Source organism: Borrelia tillae (genome assembly GCF_055693965.1).
Window position 1 is genome coordinate 692,876 of the sequence record NZ_CM146346.1, and the last position, 20,784, is coordinate 713,659.

A 20,784-nucleotide genomic window follows, 5' to 3' on the forward strand; every position below is an offset into this window, starting at 1 on the left:
GGAAATTGTATGTTTGTGTTACAAGAATTTAGTCATAGTAGTAGTTTTTTTAGAAGTTTATTGGTTTTTGTTCCTGTGATTGCTATATTTTGGTTCTTAGTGATATCACCTCAGCGTAAGGAAGATAAGAAAAAAAAGGATATGCTCAAAAACCTTAAGAAGGGAGATAAGGTTTTAACTATAGGTGGAATTTTTGGAGTTGTAAAAAAAGTTAACGCTTCTGAAGTTGTGCTTGAGCTTAGTTCAACTTCAGAAGCAAGATTTATAAAAAGTTCAATTGAAAAAGTTATTTTTGATGAAATTAAAGATAAAAATTAAGGCGTTGGAAGTAATTATTAATATCTAATTATCTAATTTGAATTAACAAAAGAAGGTGTTATTTATGAACAAAGTCTCTAAATTTATATTAATACTATTTGTTACATCATTTGCTTATTTTTTGATATTCCCTACTTTAAAATGGTATTTTTTTACTAATGATAAAGATAAAGAAATTAGTTCATATTCAAAAGAGACTTTAAGAGATTATTCTAAGAGTAAGGCTTTGAATTCTCTTATGAAACTTAAAGAATTGTATCGCAAAGATCCGAGTGCTAAGATCCCAAATGATTTGCAGTATTTAATTCCAGTTGCAAAAAATAACTATAAAATTTATGGAAAAAAGTTGCCTAAATTTTTTAATATTGAATCTTTAAGAGATGGGTTTTTAACAGATACTGATATTGATGAGCTTAGTCTTGAAATTTATAGGTATTATGAAGAAATAAAGAAAAATAAAAACAAGATCATACAACTTGGTCTTGATTTGTCTGGAGGAATGAGTGTTACTATTTCTCTTGATTATTCAGGACTTGAACAGAGATTGGGTAGGAATTTGAGTGTTTTAGAAAAGGAAGAAGTTCTTGGACGTACAATGCAGATACTTAAAGAGCGGGTAGACACTTTTGGGCTTACAGAACCTAAAATTACAAGGGAAGCAGGCGGAAACAGGATTTTCTTGGATATTCCAGGAGAAAAGGATGAGAAGCGTATTGATTCTCTTTTAAGTGGTAAAGGAAGTTTAATCTTTTATGTAGTTGATAAGGAAGCTACTTCTGCGCTTAATGCCAAGATCCTAGAAGCTGGTCCTCTTTATTCAATTTCTGATATTAAAAACAACATGGGGCTTGGAGAGCATAAAAAAGTTTTTCCATGGTATGTTAAGGATTCCTATGGCATTGATGATGAATCCAAGGTTCATTATTATGTTGTTGACTCTAGTGTTGATAATTTTTTTGATGGTTCTCATATTAGGGATGCTGGGGTTTTTAATGATAATAAGATGGGCAGAGATGTGGTTACATTTAGTCTAGATAATGAGGGAAGTGAAAAATTCTTTGTATTTACACAAAAAAATATTGGCCAGGCTTTGGCTGTAGTTATGGAGGGAAAAATTAAATCCGTAGCTAATATTAGTCATGCTATTGCTGGTGGAAATGTTTCAATTCAGGGAGATTCTTTTGACAAAAGAGAAGCCAATGAGCTTGCACTTGTCTTTAAGACAGCAGCTTTTCCAGTTGAAATCAAGGTAGATGATTTGAGAGTGATTGGGCCTACTATTGGTGAGAAAACTGTTGAGCTTGGAATGAAAGCATCTCTTCTTGCACTTGTTTTGATATTTTTATTTATGTTTGCATATTACAAGATGAGTGGTTTTGTAGCTGGTTTTTCATTGGTTATTTATAACCTATTTTTAATATTAGCAATTCTCTCAGCATTTAACTTCACTTTGACTCTTACAAGTATTGCAGGTCTTGTATTAACTATGGGGATGGCCGTTGATATTAATATAGTTATTTATGAGCGTGTGAAGGAAGAAATTAAAAATGGTCGAAAATTTGAGAGGGCTTTTGAAGACGGATTTAAGAAAGCTTTTTGGGCAATAATGGATTCAAACGTTACAACGTTTATTGCTGTTCTTTTTTTAACTCTTCTTGGAACCGGTACTATTCAAGGTTTTGCTTGGTCTTTGTCTATAGGTATTGTAGCATCACTCTTTAGTAGCTTAGTCTTTTCAAGATTTATTTTGGAATTTATTATGTCTTGCAGTAAGAACAAATGTGTAAGTATCTCTTGGAGTTCAAATTATGCAAAAAGTGTTTAATTTTTTAAAGTATGGAAATAAGGTTATTATAGTTAGTCTTTTTGTTATTTGTTTAGGCTTTGTTTGTACCTTTATGTATCATGGTGGTTATAATTGGGGCATAGATTTTTCTTCAGGAGTTAATATCAGTTTTGTCATAGACAAAGCAGATATTAAAGAGCATGATATTGTAAAGATACTCTTTCCAGTTTATAAGACATTTGATGTTAATGAAATTATTTCAAGTGATTTATCTAAGAGCCAGTTTTCTGTTATTGTAAAGTCCGACATTACTGATTATGCTTTAAAAAAAGAGATTCATAGTGTTTTAGTTGATAAGTTAAGAACTGAATTTAGTGCTAATGTTGAGGTGCTTGATTCTTATTTTATTGATTCAAATTTTTCATCTATTTTAAGAACAAAATCAATATTATTGGTTTGTTTAACATTTGTACTTATTTTAGTTTATGTGGCATTGCGATTTAGGTTCAGTTATGCTGTTTCATCCATATTTGCAACGATACATGATATACTTTTTGTTGTTGCTTTTTTAGGGGTATTTAGAATAGAGGTAAATAGCTCAATAATTGTATCTATATTGACAATTATTGGGTATTCGTTAAATGACACAATAATTATTTTTGATAGAATTAGAGAAAATTCTAAAGGTATGACAGATACTTCATTTATAAATGTTTTGAACGTAAGCATCAGCCAAACTTTGTCAAGAACCATCTTAACATCTATTACGACATTTGTTGCTGTGTTTTCTATTTATGTGTTTACTGAAGGTGCCATTAAAGATTTTGCTTTAATATTCATGGTAGGTGTTATTGTTGGAACCTATTCTTCGATTTTTATAGCATCACCTGTTCTTTTAAGTTGTTCTAGAAGAATTAAATAGATGTTTTGTTGTAATATTATGATATGAAGTTTTTTGATTTTGGATCATTAGGATTTTATAGATTTTTTGATTTTCAAAAACATTTGAATTTTAGTATTTTTAGGTATAGTTTAATAAATTATTATTCTTATAAGGAACAGTCAAACCTTATTAATGATGCCAATTTGCTTAAAAGTAAGATTGTTTTTTTAGATAAAGCCTATAAGGACTGCACAGTTACTGGTGTTTCTTCATCAAAGGTGGATGATAGTTTAAACAGTAATAAGAAGATGTTTTGCGATGTTTTAGACACTGTTAAGACTTTGATAAAAAAGTATTACCCGGAGTCAGAATTTCTGGATTTAGGATGTGATGTGCTTTTAAATGATGAGGATACTTTTAGTAACTTTTTAGATAAGCTTAGGTACTTAAATTTTAGGGTGGATTTAAAAAAAAGATTGAGGAATTTGATAAAAGAAATAAAACATTATATTCTTGCATAAAAATTGCTACCTTTTTTATTAAAGAAGAATTTTTAGAGAGACTAACAAATTCAATTGATTTTTTTTCTAACGAAGCTAATAATAGTAGCTTGGATTTAATTAATCAAGAAATAGATGAATATTGTGAAAAGGTTGAACAGGTTAAGGTCAGTGAGTATATTAAGGATACGCATAAAAAATTTGTTGTAGAATATGCAAAAGAGAGAATATCAAAGATTATGAAAGAACATAGTCTTGATGTGTCTAAATTGCTTATTAAGATTTCTTTGTTAGATATTACTATTCAGTGTTTTGAAAGTTATTATTTAAATTTGTTAGAAACCCTCAATATTCTTTTGTCAATAGGTAACATTATTGAGATTGGTTTAAATGAATTACCCGATGCCATTTTTAATGAGTGGAATGAGTTTATTTATTTGCATAGGAAAGATTTTCAAAGACTTGTTTTAATATCAGATTATGTTTTTCAAAAAAGGATAGTATCTACTATAAATTCTGGAGGCTGGAAATTTACTTTCTTTAGTTTGTCACCACGTCAAGGTGATGTTATTCAGTTTTCGGTAGATATTAATAAAAGTTTTCATAATGTCGAAGATGGAATTAAAGAATATAAACTAAAAATCAGTAGACTTAATAATCTTAAACTTGATTGGGAGAGAAGCTTAAAAACTTTTGAACATTTATTTGTTTAAAAGTTCTTTTTTTTGTAATTTCTAATTATATATTTCTTTTAATCTTTCATATATTCGTCTTACTTCATCATTAATAATTGTGGGTACATTTACTATTAATTTAACTTTAAATCTCCTTTGATAGTATTTCCAAGTGCAGGCATGCCAAGACCTTTTAAACTAAGTATCTCTCCATTTTTTGTATCTTTTGGGATTTTTATTTTTATTTTTTTATTTTCAATTGTTGTGAAGATTTTTTCACTACCCAAAGCTATTTCCCATGGATATACATTAATTGTTGTTTCTAAATTTCGTTCCTTTAGAGTAAAGTTTTTATAACTTGATATTTCGAATTTAATGATTAAGTTACTTCTTTTTCCAGAAATTGGATTTATATTTCCCTTTTCATTGAGCTTTAATTTAGTAGTTTCAATTGTTCCCTTTGGAATATCAAGTTCAATTTTTTCGTTATTTATTAATATGAATTTTTTTCCCCCCATATAAGCTTCATATAATGAAATCTTAATAGTTATCTCTTTGTCTTTAAGTGTTCCCTTTGTAGAACCTTCAAAGATTTTAGAAAACAAATCGAAGTTATCAAAATGGTGAAAACCAGCATTTCTAAATTCTTCACTAAATGATTCTGCATTGAAATTATTATTAAATGCAGCATTGCCAAAATTGTCGTAATTGGCTTTTTTTTGAGGCGACGATAGAACTTCATAAGCTTCATTTATTTCTTTAAATTTTTCTTCAGCAAATTTATTCCCTTTGTTTTTATCAGGGTGATATTTGATTGCTAGTTTTTTATAGGCTTTTTTGATTTCTTCGGTAGTAGCATTTTTGTTTATTCCAAGTATGTTGTAATAATCTTTAGACATTCAAACCTCTTGTTTTTATTTCCCATTTTATATTGAATTTATTTAAATCAATTATAATTGATGCCTGTTATTATATATACTATAATTAAACTGAAATTTTTTAAAGGTCATTTCTAGAGTAGTGAATTTTGTACGTTTGATGGATTTAAGTATTTATATTGATCTTACTAGATGTTTGAGTTATGTTTTTTTTGATAAAATATTACATGAAATTTCTTATTACCTAAAAGTTTTAGGTTTTCCCGCAATTAAAACTCTTTATGTTAAATATAAAGCACCCAAACTTGAGAGTGGCTTTAATTTGGTATCTTTTTTAAATTCTTTATCTGAGAATTTTTCTTTTACTACATTAAATGAATTTACGTTTGAATTACACCCAGGGGAAATTACATTGTCTCTTTTAACAATTTTAAATAATTTCTCTGTTAATAGAATCAGTCTTGATGTTAAGAGTTTTTCCTCAAAATTGTTAAATGTTATGGGTGTGTCTGACATATCTGCAGATAAAGTAAATACTGCCATTGAGAATATTTGTAAATTTAATTTTAGTTTAAATATTGATTTGAATATTAATATTCCTTATCAAGAAAAAATACACCTTAAGAATGATTTGATAAGGGTAGTTGCATGTGCTCCTGAGCATATTTGTTTGTCAGAAGTTTTAATTGGTGAGGATAATTGTGCCATTGATCTTTTTAAGAATGCCTTTTTGGATTATGATGAGGCTAAAGCTGAGGATTTTTGGTTTTATGCTTTTGACTTTTTGCAGTCTAATGGCTATATGAATTATGAAATTTCAAATTTTGCTTTAAAGGGGAAAGAGAGTAAACATAATTTGCGATATTGGGCACTTGAGCCATATTTAGGACTTGGGGTAGGTTCTGTTAGTTTACTTATGACGGATAAAGGAGGTAATTTGGGGGCTATAATAAGAACAGATAATGATTTTTTAAGTAATACAAAATCTACTGCGGTTTTTGAGAATGTGAGTGATTTAGATTTTTTTATTTATCATTTTATTACAAATCTTGGCACTAAGAATGGTCTTGATGTTTCTGTTTTAAAACGTAGATTTATATATAATCAGGAAGATTTTTTTAAATTTATTGATTATCTTTTAAGTTTAAATAAATCATTTGTGTTTAAGAATAATCTTCTTTGTTTAGATGGACAGGAGAGATTTAAATTGGATTTTTACCTTAGATTGATTAGGAAATATTTAATTAATAATTCTTTTAGAATTAACTTTAAGTCTCTTTAATCTTTTCATTTTGATAATATATGATTTTAGTATTTTGATGATTAAAAATACCAATTTCGAGTATTCCTGGGATTAATTTAAAATATTTTTCAGTTCCTTTAGGATTTTCAATGTTCATTTTTACATCTAAGATGTAATTATTATTATCAGTTATTATTGGTCCTGCTTTCGACTTACAAGTTCTTACAATGGGTTTGAAGTTCATTTTTTCTAAGTGGTCCATAATAAATGCAAGAGCATCTGGAACGATTTCAATTGGTACAGATACTTTTTCTAAGTTTTGTACAATTTTTGTTTCGTCTGCAATAATCAATAATTGATGGGAATTATATGCTACAACCTTTTCCATTAAATGGGCTGCACCACCACCCTTTATTAGAGATTTATTTTCTAATAAGATTGCATCAGCACCATCAATTGTGATGTCTATATTGTTATTAAATTTTGTAAATCTAGATTCATATGTAATATTTTCTCTTGCAAGTAAATATTTTGTATCATGACTTGTTGGATGGAGTTTGAGTCCTTTTAGTTCTTTGGATTTTATTTTTTTACTTAAATATTGAATTGCATAAAAAACAGTTGTTCCTGTTCCAATTCCGAGACGCATGTTGTTTCTTACATAATGATCAATTGCGTATTGTGCAACTAACTTTTTTTGTTCTTCCATTAGTTATGCCTTTATAAGATAATAGACTTTAAAATTAATTATATCATTAAGAGATGTTGTTAACTAATAATATAGAGGTTTATTAAAATCGTTATGTTTATTTATAAATGAATAAAGGTTTGTGAGTATTAACATTAGCTAACTTTTATGTTAATTTATAAATAATAAATTGTTATTAAAATAATCAAAACATTTCTTAGGAGATTTTATGTATAAATTAGTTTTAGTGCGACATGGCGAGAGTGAGTGGAATAAGGAAAATCTTTTTACAGGATGGACTGATGTTAAACTTTCTGATAAGGGTATTTCTGAGGCCCTAGAAGGTGGCAGGGTTCTCAAACGAGAAGGTTATTTTTTTGACATAGCTTTTAGTTCGGTTTTAGTAAGAGCTAATGATACTTTAAATATTATTTTGCGTGAACTCGGGCAGTCTTATATTGACATAGAGAAATCTTGGAGACTCAATGAGAGGCATTATGGAGCTTTGCAAGGGTTAAATAAATCTGAAACGGCTGAGAAATATGGAGAAGAGCAGGTTTTACTTTGGAGACGTAGTTATGATATTCCTCCCATGCCTTTAGAAGAATCTGATAAGAGACATCCAATTCATGATTTAAGATATAAAGGAATTCCTAAAAGTGAACTTCCTTCAACAGAATGTTTAAAAGATACCGTTGCACGGGTTGTACCTTATTGGACAGATAAAATTGCCAGGGCTATTCTTGAAGATAAAAGGGTTATTATAGCTGCGCATGGTAATTCTTTAAGAGCCCTTGTCAAGTATCTTGATAATATGAATGATGATGATATTTTGAAACTTAATATTCCAACTGGAATTCCTTTAGTTTATGAACTTGATAAAGATCTAAGACCTATTAGGCACTACTATTTAGGTGATGAAGATCAAATCACGGCAGCCATGAAATCTGTTGCTAATCAAGGGAAAAAAAATAAATAAAATAAAATGAATAGTGAGTAAATAATAATATTTAAGACTATCTTTAAAAGAAAACATGAAAACCATCATAAAAATTATGTTTTTTAACATTTCTTTAACATTGTTATTTATGATTTACATGTTTTCTAAGATTTTTATTATATTTCATAGCTTATATTAAGGTTAAATATAGTGTTTTACAATTTCTTCAAATTTTTTAATACCAATTGTTTTAATGAAGCCTGCTAATTTTGGACCTTTATCTTTGTTGATTAATACGTTATAAAGTTTCTTAAATAATAGTGAAGGTTCAAGATCATTGTTTCTTGCAATGTTGTAAATTTCATCTTGAATTTCTTTTTCAGTAATGTTATTGAAATCTTTTTTTAAGAAATCTAATAATTGGTGTATTCCTTTTTTATAAGGGTCTTTTAAAGGTTCAATGTTGTCAAATGTAGATTTAGTGAAAACTTAAATTCTTCAGGTGCAAATTTTTTGGTCCAATTAATAGCGCATTCAATTTTATTTATGAGTTTTGCTTTTTGATTGTCTTTTACGTCCTTGAAGAGTGTCAGGATTTTATCTTTATCACCTTCGAAAATTTGACAAATTACGCTTAAATGTCGAAAACCTATTTGGTAGGGAATTTCTTTGTCTGGCTCCTTTGGTTGAGATAGTTTATAAATTCTTTTAAAAGCTTCCTTTTTGCTTTCTTTAATTTCGTCAATGCCATAATATACTCTTTCAAACTTGTCATAATCTTCATAAATTTTTATTACATCAAGATCAAATGATATTGAAAATTCTGTATTAGGTTTTGTTGATGCAAATAAGAATCTTGTAACTTCAGGAGTATATATTTCAAGAACGTCTTTTAGTGATACAACGTCCCCAGATGATGATGATATTTTTCCACCACGTCCTTTGATTGATATGAAATCATACTGAAATGTGATTGGAGGAGTCCCACCAAAAAGTTTGACAATTTTTTTTGCGGTGTCAAAGCTTCCCCCACTACTGTGGTGATCTTTGCCTGCAGGTTCAAAGTCAACATTTTCATATTTCCATCGCATTGGCCAGTCAATTCGCCATGGAAGTTTTGCAGCCCATGTTTTTCTTAAATCGAGTGATTCTTTGTGATTGCATTTGCAGTAGTATTCGACGGAATAATAATAATTATAACTTTTTATTGTTGTGGTATCTTTGTTGCATTTGGTACAAAAAATGCTAATAGGATACCAATCCTCTGCAAGTTTTGTTGTTCTATATTCATTAAGGATTTGTGCTATCTCATCTTTGTGATCTAATGCAAATTTAATTTGACTTGAATAATCACCTGACATATATTTTAGACTTTGATTTATAAATTCTGGGTTAATGCCTACAGTAGGTAAATATCTTTCAAATTCTACTTCATTTGCTTTTGCGTAACTTGATTCATTAGTCTTAGTATCAGGCACTTTTGTTATTGCTTGTCTTAAGTAGGTTACAAGTAATTCTTGATTAGGCATGTTATTGGGTACTTTTCTAAATACATCATAATTGTCCCATGAATAGATAAATCTTACATTTTTACCCGCATCTCTTAATGCTCTTGCTACAAGGTCAACTGAAATTACTTCTCTAAAATTACCAATATGTACAGTTCCTGATGGAGTAATACCTGATGCAACTGTATATTGATTCTTTTCACCCTTTTCTTCTATTATTTTTTTTGCATAAAAATCCGCCCAGTGTGCTGTTTTCATAATATCAACCCCTACTTAAAGTTGATTTTATCATTCTATGTTTTTTGTTTCAAGATTTTTAAGAGGTGTTTTATGATATCAATTTCAATTAATTAAATTTTTAATTAATTGAATATTTTTATTCCAATTTTTCCTTAATTTGACTTGTAAAAATAAATCACATTTTTTTTTAAATATTTTTGATATTATTTGTCTTGCCTCTTCTCCAATTGCTTTTATTCCTTTGCCTTCTTTGCCTACTATTATGCCTTTTTGACTTTCTCCAGCTACAATAATGTTTGCCTTGATATAGAGCTTGTTTTTTGTATCTTCTAAAATATCAATATCTGTGTATATAGAATATGGTAATTCTTCTTTGAGTTTTTTGATTGTAACGCCCCTAATGATTTCACTAATTCTTAAGTTTATTGTTTGATCTGTATAATACTCTGCTGGATAGTAAAGGGGTCCTTCTTGAAGATTTGCATAAATCTTATCTTTAACCGCTTCAATATTGATTTTTTTTTCAGCAGAAATTTTTATGATATTGTCATTTTTTATTCCCTTTTGATCTAAGAAGTGCATTATTTCTTTTTCTTTTGCTTTCTTAATGTCAATTTTATTGATAACTACTAAAAAATTAATTTTTGATTTAATAATAATTGTTAATATTTCATTTTCTTCAATTCCAGGTTCATCTTGGATGTCAATTAAGTAAAGAATTAGTTCTGTTTCTGTCATTGCTGAATTTATGTTATTCATCAATGCTATATTGAATTCTTTTTTACTTATATGAAATCCAGGTGTGTCTATAAAAATAATTTGACCCCTTTCGTCTGTAAATATTCCTTTTATTTTATTTCTAGTTGTTTGTGGTGTGGATGAAATAATTGATATTTGGTGCCCACATATTGAATTTAAGAGGGTAGATTTTCCTGTGGAAGGTCTACCTATTATTGATACAAATCCTGATTTCATGTTAAACTTCCTGTTTAAATATAGTAATATATTTTACATGAGTATGCTATCTTTAAAATTTTTTCAAGGATTATTATTTGAGAAAAGTTAAGTTTGAAGTGTTTTGTGAGCAATGTGGAGAAAAGGTTGGACTTGATAAACCTGTGTGTTTGAATTGCAGTGCCAAATTAGGAGATGTTGAATGTCCAAATTGTGGCTATTCAGGTGGTATTACTGTATTTGAAAATGGTTGTCCAAAATGTAGTTATAGTCCTTTTAAATCAGAGTCTAAAGAGAAATCTTTTAGAAGAAGACAAATGGTAACAGGATTTAAGGGATCTTGGGGCAATGATGAATTTTTAGATCAAGATTTAATTTTGGTTTTAATATTAATGTCATGCTTTATTTATTTTCAAGTTTTTTAATAGTTGTACTTGCTACTTACATTTTCTTTTTCTAGAAATGAGTTTATATGGGCGTTACGGTTTTTTATTTATTTTCTGTTTTTTTATCGTTCAAGATGGGAGATAGTGTTGAATCTGTGGGAAATAATGTTAAGCAAAACTCTATTTTTCATTATGATATTGAAGAAGTTGAGTTTGCTTATGCTGAAACACAAACTTTACACTTTGAATGTAAAGCCCCTATGAGATATGCTTACTTTAATTTTGATGGGGATGAACTTTATTCGTATACTTTTGTTTTTGATAGAAAACTAATTCCTAAATATTCTATTTTTCTTAGTGTCAAGGAAAAATTTGGTGATGCTACTATTGCCACCCCTTTGAATTATATTTGGGATAGTGGTGATTTTATTATTGTTTTAAGTGATAATATTTTACGCATGACATTAAAGTCTTATATTAGTAAGGATAAAGCAAGTTGATTTTAAGATTTCTTTTTATGTTAATTTTTTATGTGTCTTATGCGCATGTATATGATAGAGAAATTGTTATTAATGATGCCAAATTTTTTGTTAAATTAGCACTTGATGGGCCTACTAGAGCTAAGGGGTATATGGGTACTTTGAGTATAAGTCAAAGCAATGGCATGCTTTTTATTTTTAAGGAAGAGAGGATTTTATCTTTTTGGATGAAGGATACAACTGTTCCACTTGAAATAGCTTATATTGACTTTAGAGGTATTATTAAGGAGATTTATAGTTTAACTCCTTTGTCAGAAAGGGTTGTAAGTTCTAAGCACAAGGTTAAGTATGCCCTTGAGGTGCCAGAGGGTACTTTTTCTAAATTTAAAATCAAAGTAGGTAATAAAGTAAAATTCAATTTTGACATTGATTCTTTGAATATTGAATAATATCAGTTTATGTGGCTTTTATTTTTTGAAGTTCTTCTTCTGCAGGGTCTTTTATTTTAACTTCATTTTGTAAGACATTGTTGTCAGTTTCATCGGTGGTTGTATTTTTAATATTAATTTCTGTATCGTTACCCTTTATTACCTTTTTAAAGATAGATATTGTTGTTGCAACTTCTTCAAGAGAGTCGATTAAAAAAGTTTCTTTTGCATTCTCTTCAGCTTTGATGATATATACTAAGGAGTTATTACCTCTTTCAGGATCATGAATAATTTCCCATGAGCCTAGGACTCGGTTATTGTAACTGTCACTCATTAGAGATTCCGATATTTCTTGTATTTTGTCTGAATTAACGTCAAATATCTCGACAATTCCAAATATTTCTCTTATCTTTGAATTTTGATATAAGTTTAGCTTTGATCTAACTATTATTTCTATTTTTGTGCCATTAATGACTTTTGATACAATAAAATCATTTTCTTTGTCTATTTTATATTCAATTTTGTTCTTATCAAGTATTTTTTTTATTCGCTTGTCGTAGGTTATGTGCTTGTCTTTGCAACTTACCAGTGTCATAAGTATTAAAACGGCAATAACTATGTTATATTTTAATTGATTGATATTTGAAATACTTGTTTTTAACATTTTAGTGCTTATCATGTTAGTTATTATAGTTTAATTATAAGGATTTTTGAAGTAAAATTATGCATTTTAAGAGCGATGACTATTCCTATACTGTAATTCAATCTAAGAATAATTATGTCCAAAAATCAACTTTTGGAATTTCTTTTGTGATTTTAAATAGAGGTACAAAGATTTTTAGAGAAGATTTATTTGAATTTCTCTCTAATTTTGATTTTATAAGGGAAATTATTTCTATTGAAAAGCAAAGTAATAGGAATTCGCTTCAATTTATGTCAGAGAGTTATGATAAATTGAAGTTTATTTTACTTTCTGATAATTTGAATTCTGGTGAAAAAGTCAACTTAGCTATGAAAGAATCCATTTGTAGTTTTGTTTTTGTATTGCAAAGTGACATGTACTTATTAAACCCTTTTTGGATTCCTAATATTTTTGATGAAATAGTCAAAAAGAATGTACTTCTTGTTGGTGGAGAATTTTTTGATAAGGAAGAAGAAGTTGTTCCATCAGTTTTTTTGCCCACTATTGATGTTCAACAAAAATTAAAGGTAATCTTAATAAATTCTGAGAGAGATTATGAGAAGACGCTGATTACTATGGATTATTGTGGTCTTTATTCTAAAGAGAAATTTGTTCAGCTGGGTGGATTTGATTGGAGAATAAAGAACGAATACTTTCAAAGGCTGGATTTTGGGTTTAGAGCTATCTTTTTTGGAGAAAGTACACATATTTATAGAAAATTACGAATACAATATACTGCTTTAAATGTTCCAGAGGACTTGACTAAAAATAAAAGTTTTTTGATTTTTTTACTTAAAAATTATGTTCCTATTTTTATTGGAAATGGAATAAAATTTTCGTTCTTTAGATTTTGTAAACTATGCTTAAGATATGGAATTAATCCTTTTAATTTTGGCAGAGAGTTTAACGATATTAAACGTGAAACTATGAAAAATAGCTTAAGGTTTAAAGGTGACTTAAAGAGTGCAATTGAACTTTGGGAAACTAATATTATTGATTAATTTAATTTTTATTGCTTTATTTTTATCAGCTCAAGAAGACGAATATGTTAATATTCTTGACTCATTTGATGGTAAATTTTTTAAATTTAACTTTAATATTGAAAATGATGTTCTTACTATTGAGCATGCAAAGGGCAATCTCAAGCTTAAAGTAGGTTTTGAATATGGTCTTTCATCAATTGGTTATTATATTTATGTAGAGCCTATTCTTTTAAAGAAAGGGGAGATCTTGATAACCAAAAGAGCTTTGATGCAGATTGAAAATCATTTTAAATCTTTGCAAAGCTACAGTAAACCACGAATAACATCGATAGTAATTGATCCAGGTCATGGTGGACATGACCTGGGAGCTGTTATAACTCATAAGATCAATGAACATGATATTACTCTTTTTGAGAAAGATTTTGCTTTAACTTATGCGATGCATTTATATAAAATGTTGAGTAATTATTTTTTAGACAGAAATATTTTATTGACTCGTGTAGATGATGTTTTTGTGCCTCTGAAGGATAGATCTGAGTTTGCAAATGCGATTAAACCAGATTTTCCAAATAATGTTATATTTTTGTCGATACATGCAAATAATGCTCCAAATTCTGATGCTAGAGGAATTGAATTTTGGTATTTGCCTCAGAATTCAAAGAGGGAAGTTGTAAGGAATTTAAAAGGGTATGATATTAGAGGTAATAGATACTTAAAAGAACTTAATGATATACTAGATATTAAATATAAGTATGAGTCAAAAAAATTAGCGGAGATTTTATATGAAACTTTTATTGATATTTTATGCGAGACCAAAATTAGAACAATTAGGGAAGAGCAATGGTTTGTAATAAAAAATAGTAGCATGCCTGCTGTTTTAATTGAAATTGGGTTTTTATCTAACATTGATGATGCAATGCTAATTTTGGATTACAATTATATGAGCAAGGTTAATATGTTAGTGCTTAAGTCTTTAATTAAATTTATTGAATTTTATGAAAAATAATATTTTAAATTCATTTTTTAAAAAAAATTTTGTCTATTGTAACTTTTTTATTCATATTGGAACAAAATACTTGCTTGAGATATTAATTGGACTTTTGTTTTTAAGTTTTTTGTTATCTTCATGTGTGATTTTCTGTAACTATGAGAATATTTTTTTTAGGAAAATATTCTATTTTTATTCTGAGAGCGAATTAATTTCTGATTTAAGATATTTAAAGGAAAAAAAAACTTTTAAAGAAAATTTGGATTTTTTAGTTAAAGATTTTCTATTAGGTAATAGTAAGGGTTTTTCTCTGCAATTTGATACAAAGAGTGTGAAGCTTTTATATTCTTTTATAAGTAATGATGTATATTTTATAGATCTCTCAAGGGAGTTTTATAATTCTTTTGAAAATGGTATTTATAATGATTCTGACAAAATGAGAGTCAATTTATTTGTAAAGTCCTTAAAGAAAACAATTGATTTTAACTATCCTGGAAATGTTAAAAAAATTATTGTTTTTATTGAAGGGTATATTCTAAATATTTAGGGTATCTTTAGTGCGTATGAATATACGTAAAAATTAAAAATGAGAAGCTTTTAGACTATTTGTGTAAGGAGTTGGTTTTTATGGTTAAAATTAAAAACATTATTTTTGTTTTATTTTGTTTCATTCTCGTAAGTTCCCTTTTCGGGCAAGAAAAACCTGGGGCAGTGTTAAATAATAATGCTACTGATAATGAGCCTGGTGAATTGGTGCTTGATTTTGCAGCACTTGCGAGAGATGCAAGTGCAACTCAGATTGATCTTTCAGATTATGTTGAACGTGTATATTCTGGGGGTTCAGGTATTGTAAGTAGAGAAGATATGGTATTAGATCTTGGAATAAGTAATTGGGTTGTTCTTTTAACCCCTTCAGCTAGGATGCAGTCTTATGTAAAAAATTCTATTATTGCGCCAGCTGTTGTTAAAAGTGAATCTAAAAGGTATGCAGGAGATACAATCTTGGGAGTAAAAGTATTATTCCCAAGTAATTATCGATCTTCTGCAATGGTTTTACCTCCATTTAAGATTCCTTTTTATGCAGGAGAAGATGGTAACCAGTTTGTAGGTAGGGGTCTTATTGACAATGTTAAGATTATGAAAGAAGTTAAGGTTATCGTTTACAGTTTAGGTCATAATGTTGATCTTGAAGTTTTATTTGAAGATATGAGTGGTATGGAATATGCTTATCCTTTGGGCACCTTAAAATTTAAAGGTTGGGCAGATTTAGTGTGGTCAAATCCTAATTATCTTCCAGGCGTGAGTACTCGAATGTTCAAAGACGATATTCCCAATTATCCTCTTCCTTCAAGTAAGATGAGATTTAAGGCATTTAGGGTTTCAAAACCGCATGGCTCAAGGGAGCAGAATTTTATTTTTTATGTTAAAGATGTAAGAGTGATTTATGATAAATTAAGTGTTTCTTTAGATAGTGATATTGATAACGAGTCTATATTTAAAATTTATGAAAAACGTGGAGCAGAATTACTTCGGAAATTTAAGGCACAAGAAGCTCTTAAGAGAGTTTTAAAGATTAGAGAAGCGGTATCAATGCCAAATGAATCTTTTAAGGATCGTTTGGAAAAGGATATAGAGAAAGATAGAGAAAGATAATAGTGATAAAACTTGTGTGTTCAATTAAAGAAAATAAATTATAATTATATTAATAGGGCGAAACTTTTTATAGTTTGTCCTATTAAGCTTAAAATAGGAAAATAGGTTAATGCTAGATTCAGAAAATGCAGAGCTTTTAGAGATTTTTTTTGAGGAAGCTCAGAATCTTGTGGATACGCTTGAAGAAAATATCATGTCATTAGAAGATGATCCTAATAATGCAGATACTATTGATGAGATATTTAGAGCGGCTCATACCCTTAAGGGTGGTTCAGCTTCTGTTGATATGATGGAACTTTCAGGTTTTACTCATATTGTTGAAGATGTATTTGACGCTATTAGAGATAATAAGTTGAAAATAGGTAATGATCTTGTTGATTTACTATTAAGTTCGCTTGACGTAATAAAAAGTATGCTTGATGCACGTCTGAATGGAGATGTTTATTCACAGGATGTAAGTGATCTTAAAGATAAACTAAGAGGATTTTTAGGAAATGAATATCAAACGACTTCTTTATCATCTGTAGAGGATACAGGTGAGGGTGAATTATTACTTTCGTCGCTTGAACTTAGTAATATGCACGAAGTTGTAGGACTTGGACAAAAAGTTTTAAGAATTAGTATTTGTTTCAATAAAGATAATCCTATGGCTACAATTTCTGGTATACAGATGTTTCAAACTTTAAAAGATTTAGGACCAATTCTTTATACTGTTCCTAATTATGAGCAGCTTGTTGCAGATAAATTTTTAAGCAGAGTAGATTATTATTTAATATGTGTAGATAGTGATAAAGTCGAAGAAAAGATAAATTTGTCAGATGTTGCTTTAACTTATAAAATTGATGAGTTTGATATTGATAGTGAGTTAGAAAAAGCAACTTCAAGAGAAAAGGCTATTATTAGTCATAATGATGTTAAGGCGGAATTTCAACTTTCTGGTGATGAAATGATTAGTTTAAGAGAACGTATCGGCGATGCCAAGTTATTTGAGGTGAAGTTAAATTTCAACAAAGACAATCCTATGGCTACAATTTCTGGATTTCAGATGTTTCAGGCATTAAACAGTCTGGGAGAAATTTATAAATCTATTCCTGATAGTGAAGATTTATTATCCGATAAATTTTTTGATGTTATTGTGTATTATTTAATCTCATCTACTTCAGTGGATAGTATTTCTAGGAAAGTAGATTTATCGGATGTTATTGTTAGTTTTGATATTAATGAAATTGATTTAAGAATATTCAAGATTTAAATTTGAATTTAACTACTGAAGTTGATAGTGATACTACTGTTAAGGAAGTTAAGAGGTCACCTGTAAACGTTAATTTAATTAGAATTGATAGCAAGAGGATAGATGCCATATTAAATCTTGTAAGTGAAGCTGTTATAAGTAAGTCCACTTATAATCAAATCAATTTTGATATGACATCTTTTCTTTCTAGGTTCAACTATTTTTATGATTATCAAGAAAGTTTTCGCAATAGTTTTTTAGTAGATTTAAAGATGATTTTTAAAGATTCAGGATTAGAATTAGAAAGTTCTGTTGAAGAGCAAATAATAAGTTTGATGGAATGTAAGCTTGATAAAACTTTACATGATATGGTTGGACTTAGAGATTTATTATTGAAAATTGTTCAAGATTCTAAATTTGCCTCTAATAGACTATCCAGGATAATTACTGATTTGCATGAGAGTGTTTTAAAAACAAGAATGTTGCCAGTCTCTGGTATTTTTTCAAGATTTGTAAGGGTAGTAAGGGATCTTTCAAAGAAGTTGGATAAAGTTGTAGAACTTAGTACTGAAGGTGGGGATACCGAGATTGATAAGTCGGTTATAGATGACCTTGTGGATCCTTTAATGCATTGTATTAGGAACTCTATGGATCATGGGCTTGAGACTGTTGATGAGAGACTTAGCAAGGGTAAAGATAAAGTTGGTCATATAATTTTGCGTGCTAAGAATGAAGGTAATGTGATATCAATTGAAATTGAAGATGATGGAAGAGGTATAATCCAAATATTATTAGGCAGAAATCAATTGAGAGAGGTTTAATGAAGGAGGATACGGTTCTCTCTGAGAGTGAGATTTTAAATTTGATTTTTGAAGCTGGATTTTCAACTGCTAGTAAGGTTACAGATATTTCTGGTAGAGGTGTGGGACTTGATGTTGTTAAGAGTAACATTAAAAAATTAAATGGAACCATTGTCATAGATTCCAAAGTTAATGTTGGTACTATTTTTAAAATAAAGCTCCCTTTGACATTAGTGATTGTGCAAGGTCTTCTTGTAAAATCTGGTAGTGAGATTTATGTTATTCCTTTAAATAGTGTTCTTGAGACACATAGAATTAATGAAGAGAACATTAAGCTTCTTGAAAACGATCATGAGGTTTATAATTTAAGAGAAGAAGTTATATCTGTGCTTAGACTTAATGAGCTTTTTAGTATAAAGGGTGATCAAGATTTGTATGAGAAGTTTTTAATAGTTATTAGTATTAATGATAAAAAGGTAGGTATAGTTGTGGATTCTATTCTTGGAGAAGAAGATTTTGTTGTAAAACCTATTAAAGATAAGTATGCTTCAAGTCCGGGAATCGTTGGAGCTACAACACTTGGTAATGGTAAAGTTGTTTTGATTATTGATGTGTTTAGACTTTTTGATCTAAAGGATATGAAAGAGTAATCTTATGATAGAAATAAGAGAGATATATTTAGATGATCATAATTCAAGTAGTAAGAGTAAAAAAGCTACCCCTGCTAATTTAGATTTTAAAGTAGTGTCTTTCAATATTGGGGATGAGAATTATTTAGTAGACATTATGCAAGTTAAGGAGATCAGGAAATCTGGTAATTTTACATATGTTCCAAATGCTAAGAAATATGTCATTGGTCTTGATAACTTAAGAGGAGAGATAATTTCTATTCTTGATTTAAGAATAATGTTTAATTTGGAAGTTGTTGAAAAAGATCTTGAAGATATTATGGTTCTTAAAAATGACGATTTACTAATAGGGGTTATTGTTGATAAAGTGAATAATGTTTTTTCAATTGATTCTTCTTTAATTCAGGAGCCTCACCCTGTGTTATCGCAAGAAGCATTTATACATTATATAAAGGGAGTGGTTGAATATGGTGGTAAGTTATATATTCTTCTTGATGTTGATAAGCTTTTTAACTATGATGAAGGGGAAGAGCATTTATTAGAAGGTAGTGGCAGCGATAATAATGAAATAAATGCTTCTAAAGATAAGTATGAGTCATCATCTTATAATAATGACTCTTTAAGGTTACAAGAATTAGCGGGTGATGAACTTGTAGCATCCCCAGTGTCTTTTAAGGATGATTTAAAGGTTATTAGGGAAAATCTTTTTCAATATTCTTTTAATGCGTCTTTAGTGAAGGATGAATTTTTAATTAAAATAGGTACAAAATTAGATATTGCAAATATTAATGATTTAGCTTATGATAATTTTTTAGGTGAATTTTATTCAAGAGCATCTGGATGCTTATGGGATGATAAATATTTAAAAGAATTTCAGGATGAAATCGTTGAAAAGTATGTTAATGATATGAGTGGTATTGGCACTGTTTTAAATATTTTTGAAATTGGTTGTGGTAATGGAAAGGAGACAATATCTTTTGTTAATATTTTATATGAATCTTGTAAGCATCCTTTTAAGGTAATAGCTATTGATAATAATTTAGTTAAGGTTATTGGCACTTCTAGTTTGGTTTTTTCAGAGTCTGATATTAATTTGAGCGAGGTTTATAGAAAAAACTCCTTTGAGCAACAACCGGGAGTTTATAAATTCAAGTCAGAGATTATGAATAGTATTTTATTTGAATATTCAGATGCTATCTTATCAGAATTTCCAGACAATTTAGGAATTATCTTTTTAAGGGATATTTTATGTTTCTTAAATGATGATGGACAAATGCTAATTTTAGATACAATTGCAACAAAATCTGTTAAAGGTGCTCTTTTAATTTTAGGAGATAATGAAGAACTTAAAAACAATGATCTTTTTGTGAAAGATAAAACTGTAAAATATTTTAACCTGTACAAAAAGATCTAAAGGAGAAATTAATGAGAATAGATTATATAGAGCCATTTTTAGATGCTGCATCTTCAGTTTTAAGGGATATGTTACTTGTTGAAGATATTCATATGGGCAGTCCTGGGCTTAAATCAATAAATCAAAAGATCAGAGGGGTTTCTGTAATTGTAGGACTGGCTGGTTCTGTTGAAGGTAGTATTATTATTGATATGGATATTGATACTGCTCTTTTTGTTGCATCTAAATTGAATTTTGAAGAGTATGTTGATTTTGATGATGAAGAGACTAAGGAGATGGTAGCTGCGACTCTTACAGAAGTTGGTAATATTATTGCTGGTAATTTTGTTACTACTTTGCATGCTAAAGGTTTTGTATTTGATATAACTCCGCCAGCTTTTATTTATGGAGAAAATATGAAAATAAGTAATAAGGGCTCTGAGGCATTGATAGTACCCTTTACTTTGCCAGATGGTAAAATTATAGAAGTTAATATTGCAATAAGAGAAAGGGTTTGATA

General features: G+C 28.8%; 17 protein-coding genes and 4 pseudogenes. 16 read left to right on the forward strand and 5 right to left on the reverse strand.

Translation table 11 applies throughout. The features are described from left to right. Window positions 1–9 precede the first annotated feature (9 nt). The 4 genes and pseudogenes from yajC to ACWUD1_RS03375 all read left to right on the forward strand — a co-directional run bounded on the left by yajC (window position 10) and on the right by ACWUD1_RS03375 (window position 4,200). On the forward strand, window positions 10–318 hold the full coding sequence (gene yajC / locus ACWUD1_RS03360) for a preprotein translocase subunit YajC (protein ID WP_472756410.1): 309 nt from the start codon (window positions 10–12) through the stop codon (window positions 316–318). A gap of 64 nt (window positions 319–382) precedes the next feature. After that, window positions 383–2,143, forward strand: a complete 1,761-nt coding sequence (gene secD / locus ACWUD1_RS03365) for a protein translocase subunit SecD (protein WP_472756411.1) — start codon at window positions 383–385, stop codon at window positions 2,141–2,143. Then, window positions 2,127–3,026 (forward strand): protein translocase subunit SecF, encoded by a 900-nt coding sequence (gene secF, locus ACWUD1_RS03370; RefSeq protein ID WP_472756412.1) that lies wholly within the window; start codon window positions 2,127–2,129, stop codon window positions 3,024–3,026. Before secD ends, secF begins: the two co-directional genes overlap by 17 nt. A 23-nt stretch (window positions 3,027–3,049) precedes the next feature. Then, a pseudogene (locus tag ACWUD1_RS03375) lies at window positions 3,050–4,200 on the forward strand (hypothetical protein). 21 nt (window positions 4,201–4,221) lie between these two features. On the opposite strand, the pseudogene ACWUD1_RS03380 reads toward ACWUD1_RS03375, so the two are convergent. Next, window positions 4,222–5,060: pseudogene (locus ACWUD1_RS03380) on the reverse strand (DnaJ domain-containing protein). A 121-nt stretch (window positions 5,061–5,181) separates the two neighbouring features. Between ACWUD1_RS03380 and psgB the strand changes: the two are divergent. Further along, window positions 5,182–6,321, forward strand: coding sequence for a HemN-related non-iron pseudo-SAM protein PsgB (psgB, locus tag ACWUD1_RS03385; protein ID WP_472756413.1), 1,140 nt, complete (start codon window positions 5,182–5,184; stop codon window positions 6,319–6,321). Here the strand turns inward: psgB and rpiA are convergent. Further along, window positions 6,308–6,991, reverse strand: coding sequence for a ribose 5-phosphate isomerase A (rpiA, locus tag ACWUD1_RS03390; RefSeq protein ID WP_472756414.1), 684 nt, complete (start codon window positions 6,989–6,991; stop codon window positions 6,308–6,310). The two genes, psgB and rpiA, sit on opposite strands and share 14 nt — an antisense overlap. A gap of 208 nt (window positions 6,992–7,199) precedes the next feature. Here rpiA and gpmA point away from each other — a divergent pair, with 208 nt between their 5' ends. Next, window positions 7,200–7,949 carry a 2,3-diphosphoglycerate-dependent phosphoglycerate mutase gene (gene gpmA, locus ACWUD1_RS03395; RefSeq protein ID WP_472756415.1) on the forward strand — a complete coding sequence of 250 codons (750 nt, stop codon included), beginning with the start codon at window positions 7,200–7,202 and terminating at the stop codon, window positions 7,947–7,949. Between the two features lie 162 nt (window positions 7,950–8,111). Here the strand turns inward: gpmA and lysS are convergent. Together lysS and era are read right to left on the reverse strand one after the other, a co-directional pair. Beyond that, window positions 8,112–9,676: pseudogene (gene lysS / locus ACWUD1_RS03400) on the reverse strand (lysine--tRNA ligase). An 84-nt stretch (window positions 9,677–9,760) separates the two neighbouring features. Further along, window positions 9,761–10,633, reverse strand: a complete 873-nt coding sequence (gene era, locus ACWUD1_RS03405) for a GTPase Era (RefSeq protein WP_472756416.1) — start codon at window positions 10,631–10,633, stop codon at window positions 9,761–9,763. Between the two features lie 77 nt (window positions 10,634–10,710). Here era and ACWUD1_RS03410 point away from each other — a divergent pair, with 77 nt between their 5' ends. The 3 genes from ACWUD1_RS03410 to ACWUD1_RS03420 are packed head-to-tail and all read left to right on the forward strand — an operon-like array spanning window position 10,711 to window position 11,926. Next, a complete protein-coding gene (locus ACWUD1_RS03410) occupies window positions 10,711–11,037 on the forward strand; it encodes a hypothetical protein (protein WP_472756417.1) in 327 nt (108 codons plus the stop codon). Between the two features lie 47 nt (window positions 11,038–11,084). Continuing rightward, on the forward strand, window positions 11,085–11,498 hold the full coding sequence (locus tag ACWUD1_RS03415; protein WP_472756418.1) for a hypothetical protein: 414 nt from the start codon (window positions 11,085–11,087) through the stop codon (window positions 11,496–11,498). A 17-nt stretch (window positions 11,499–11,515) separates the two neighbouring features. After that, window positions 11,516–11,926, forward strand: a complete 411-nt coding sequence (locus ACWUD1_RS03420; RefSeq protein ID WP_472756927.1) for a DUF192 domain-containing protein — start codon at window positions 11,516–11,518, stop codon at window positions 11,924–11,926. Between the two features lie 7 nt (window positions 11,927–11,933). Here ACWUD1_RS03420 and ACWUD1_RS03425 read toward each other — a convergent pair whose 3' ends face one another. Further along, window positions 11,934–12,584, reverse strand: a complete 651-nt coding sequence (locus ACWUD1_RS03425) for a hypothetical protein (RefSeq protein ID WP_472756419.1) — start codon at window positions 12,582–12,584, stop codon at window positions 11,934–11,936. A 44-nt stretch (window positions 12,585–12,628) separates the two neighbouring features. Here ACWUD1_RS03425 and ACWUD1_RS03430 point away from each other — a divergent pair, with 44 nt between their 5' ends. From ACWUD1_RS03430 to ACWUD1_RS03460, 7 genes and pseudogenes are all read left to right on the forward strand, one after another. Continuing rightward, window positions 12,629–13,588 (forward strand): glycosyltransferase family protein, encoded by a 960-nt coding sequence (locus tag ACWUD1_RS03430; RefSeq protein WP_472756420.1) that lies wholly within the window; start codon window positions 12,629–12,631, stop codon window positions 13,586–13,588. Further along, window positions 13,581–14,576 (forward strand): N-acetylmuramoyl-L-alanine amidase family protein, encoded by a 996-nt coding sequence (locus ACWUD1_RS03435; RefSeq protein WP_472756421.1) that lies wholly within the window; start codon window positions 13,581–13,583, stop codon window positions 14,574–14,576. Before ACWUD1_RS03430 ends, ACWUD1_RS03435 begins: the two co-directional genes overlap by 8 nt. Next, window positions 14,566–15,105, forward strand: coding sequence for a flagellar filament outsheath protein (locus ACWUD1_RS03440; protein WP_472756422.1), 540 nt, complete (start codon window positions 14,566–14,568; stop codon window positions 15,103–15,105). Before ACWUD1_RS03435 ends, ACWUD1_RS03440 begins: the two co-directional genes overlap by 11 nt. Before the next feature lie 80 nt (window positions 15,106–15,185). Further along, window positions 15,186–16,211, forward strand: coding sequence for a flagellar filament outer layer protein FlaA (locus ACWUD1_RS03445; RefSeq protein WP_472756423.1), 1,026 nt, complete (start codon window positions 15,186–15,188; stop codon window positions 16,209–16,211). A 109-nt stretch (window positions 16,212–16,320) separates the two neighbouring features. Then, window positions 16,321–18,892: pseudogene (locus ACWUD1_RS03450) on the forward strand (chemotaxis protein CheW). Between the two features lie 7 nt (window positions 18,893–18,899). Beyond that, the gene (locus tag ACWUD1_RS03455) at window positions 18,900–20,285 is read left to right on the forward strand and encodes a CheR family methyltransferase (protein ID WP_472756928.1); all 1,386 of its coding nucleotides are present in this window, start codon (window positions 18,900–18,902) and stop codon (window positions 20,283–20,285) included. An 11-nt stretch (window positions 20,286–20,296) separates the two neighbouring features. After that, window positions 20,297–20,782, forward strand: coding sequence for a chemotaxis protein CheX (locus ACWUD1_RS03460; protein ID WP_472756424.1), 486 nt, complete (start codon window positions 20,297–20,299; stop codon window positions 20,780–20,782). The last annotated feature ends 2 nt before the right edge of the window (window positions 20,783–20,784 follow it).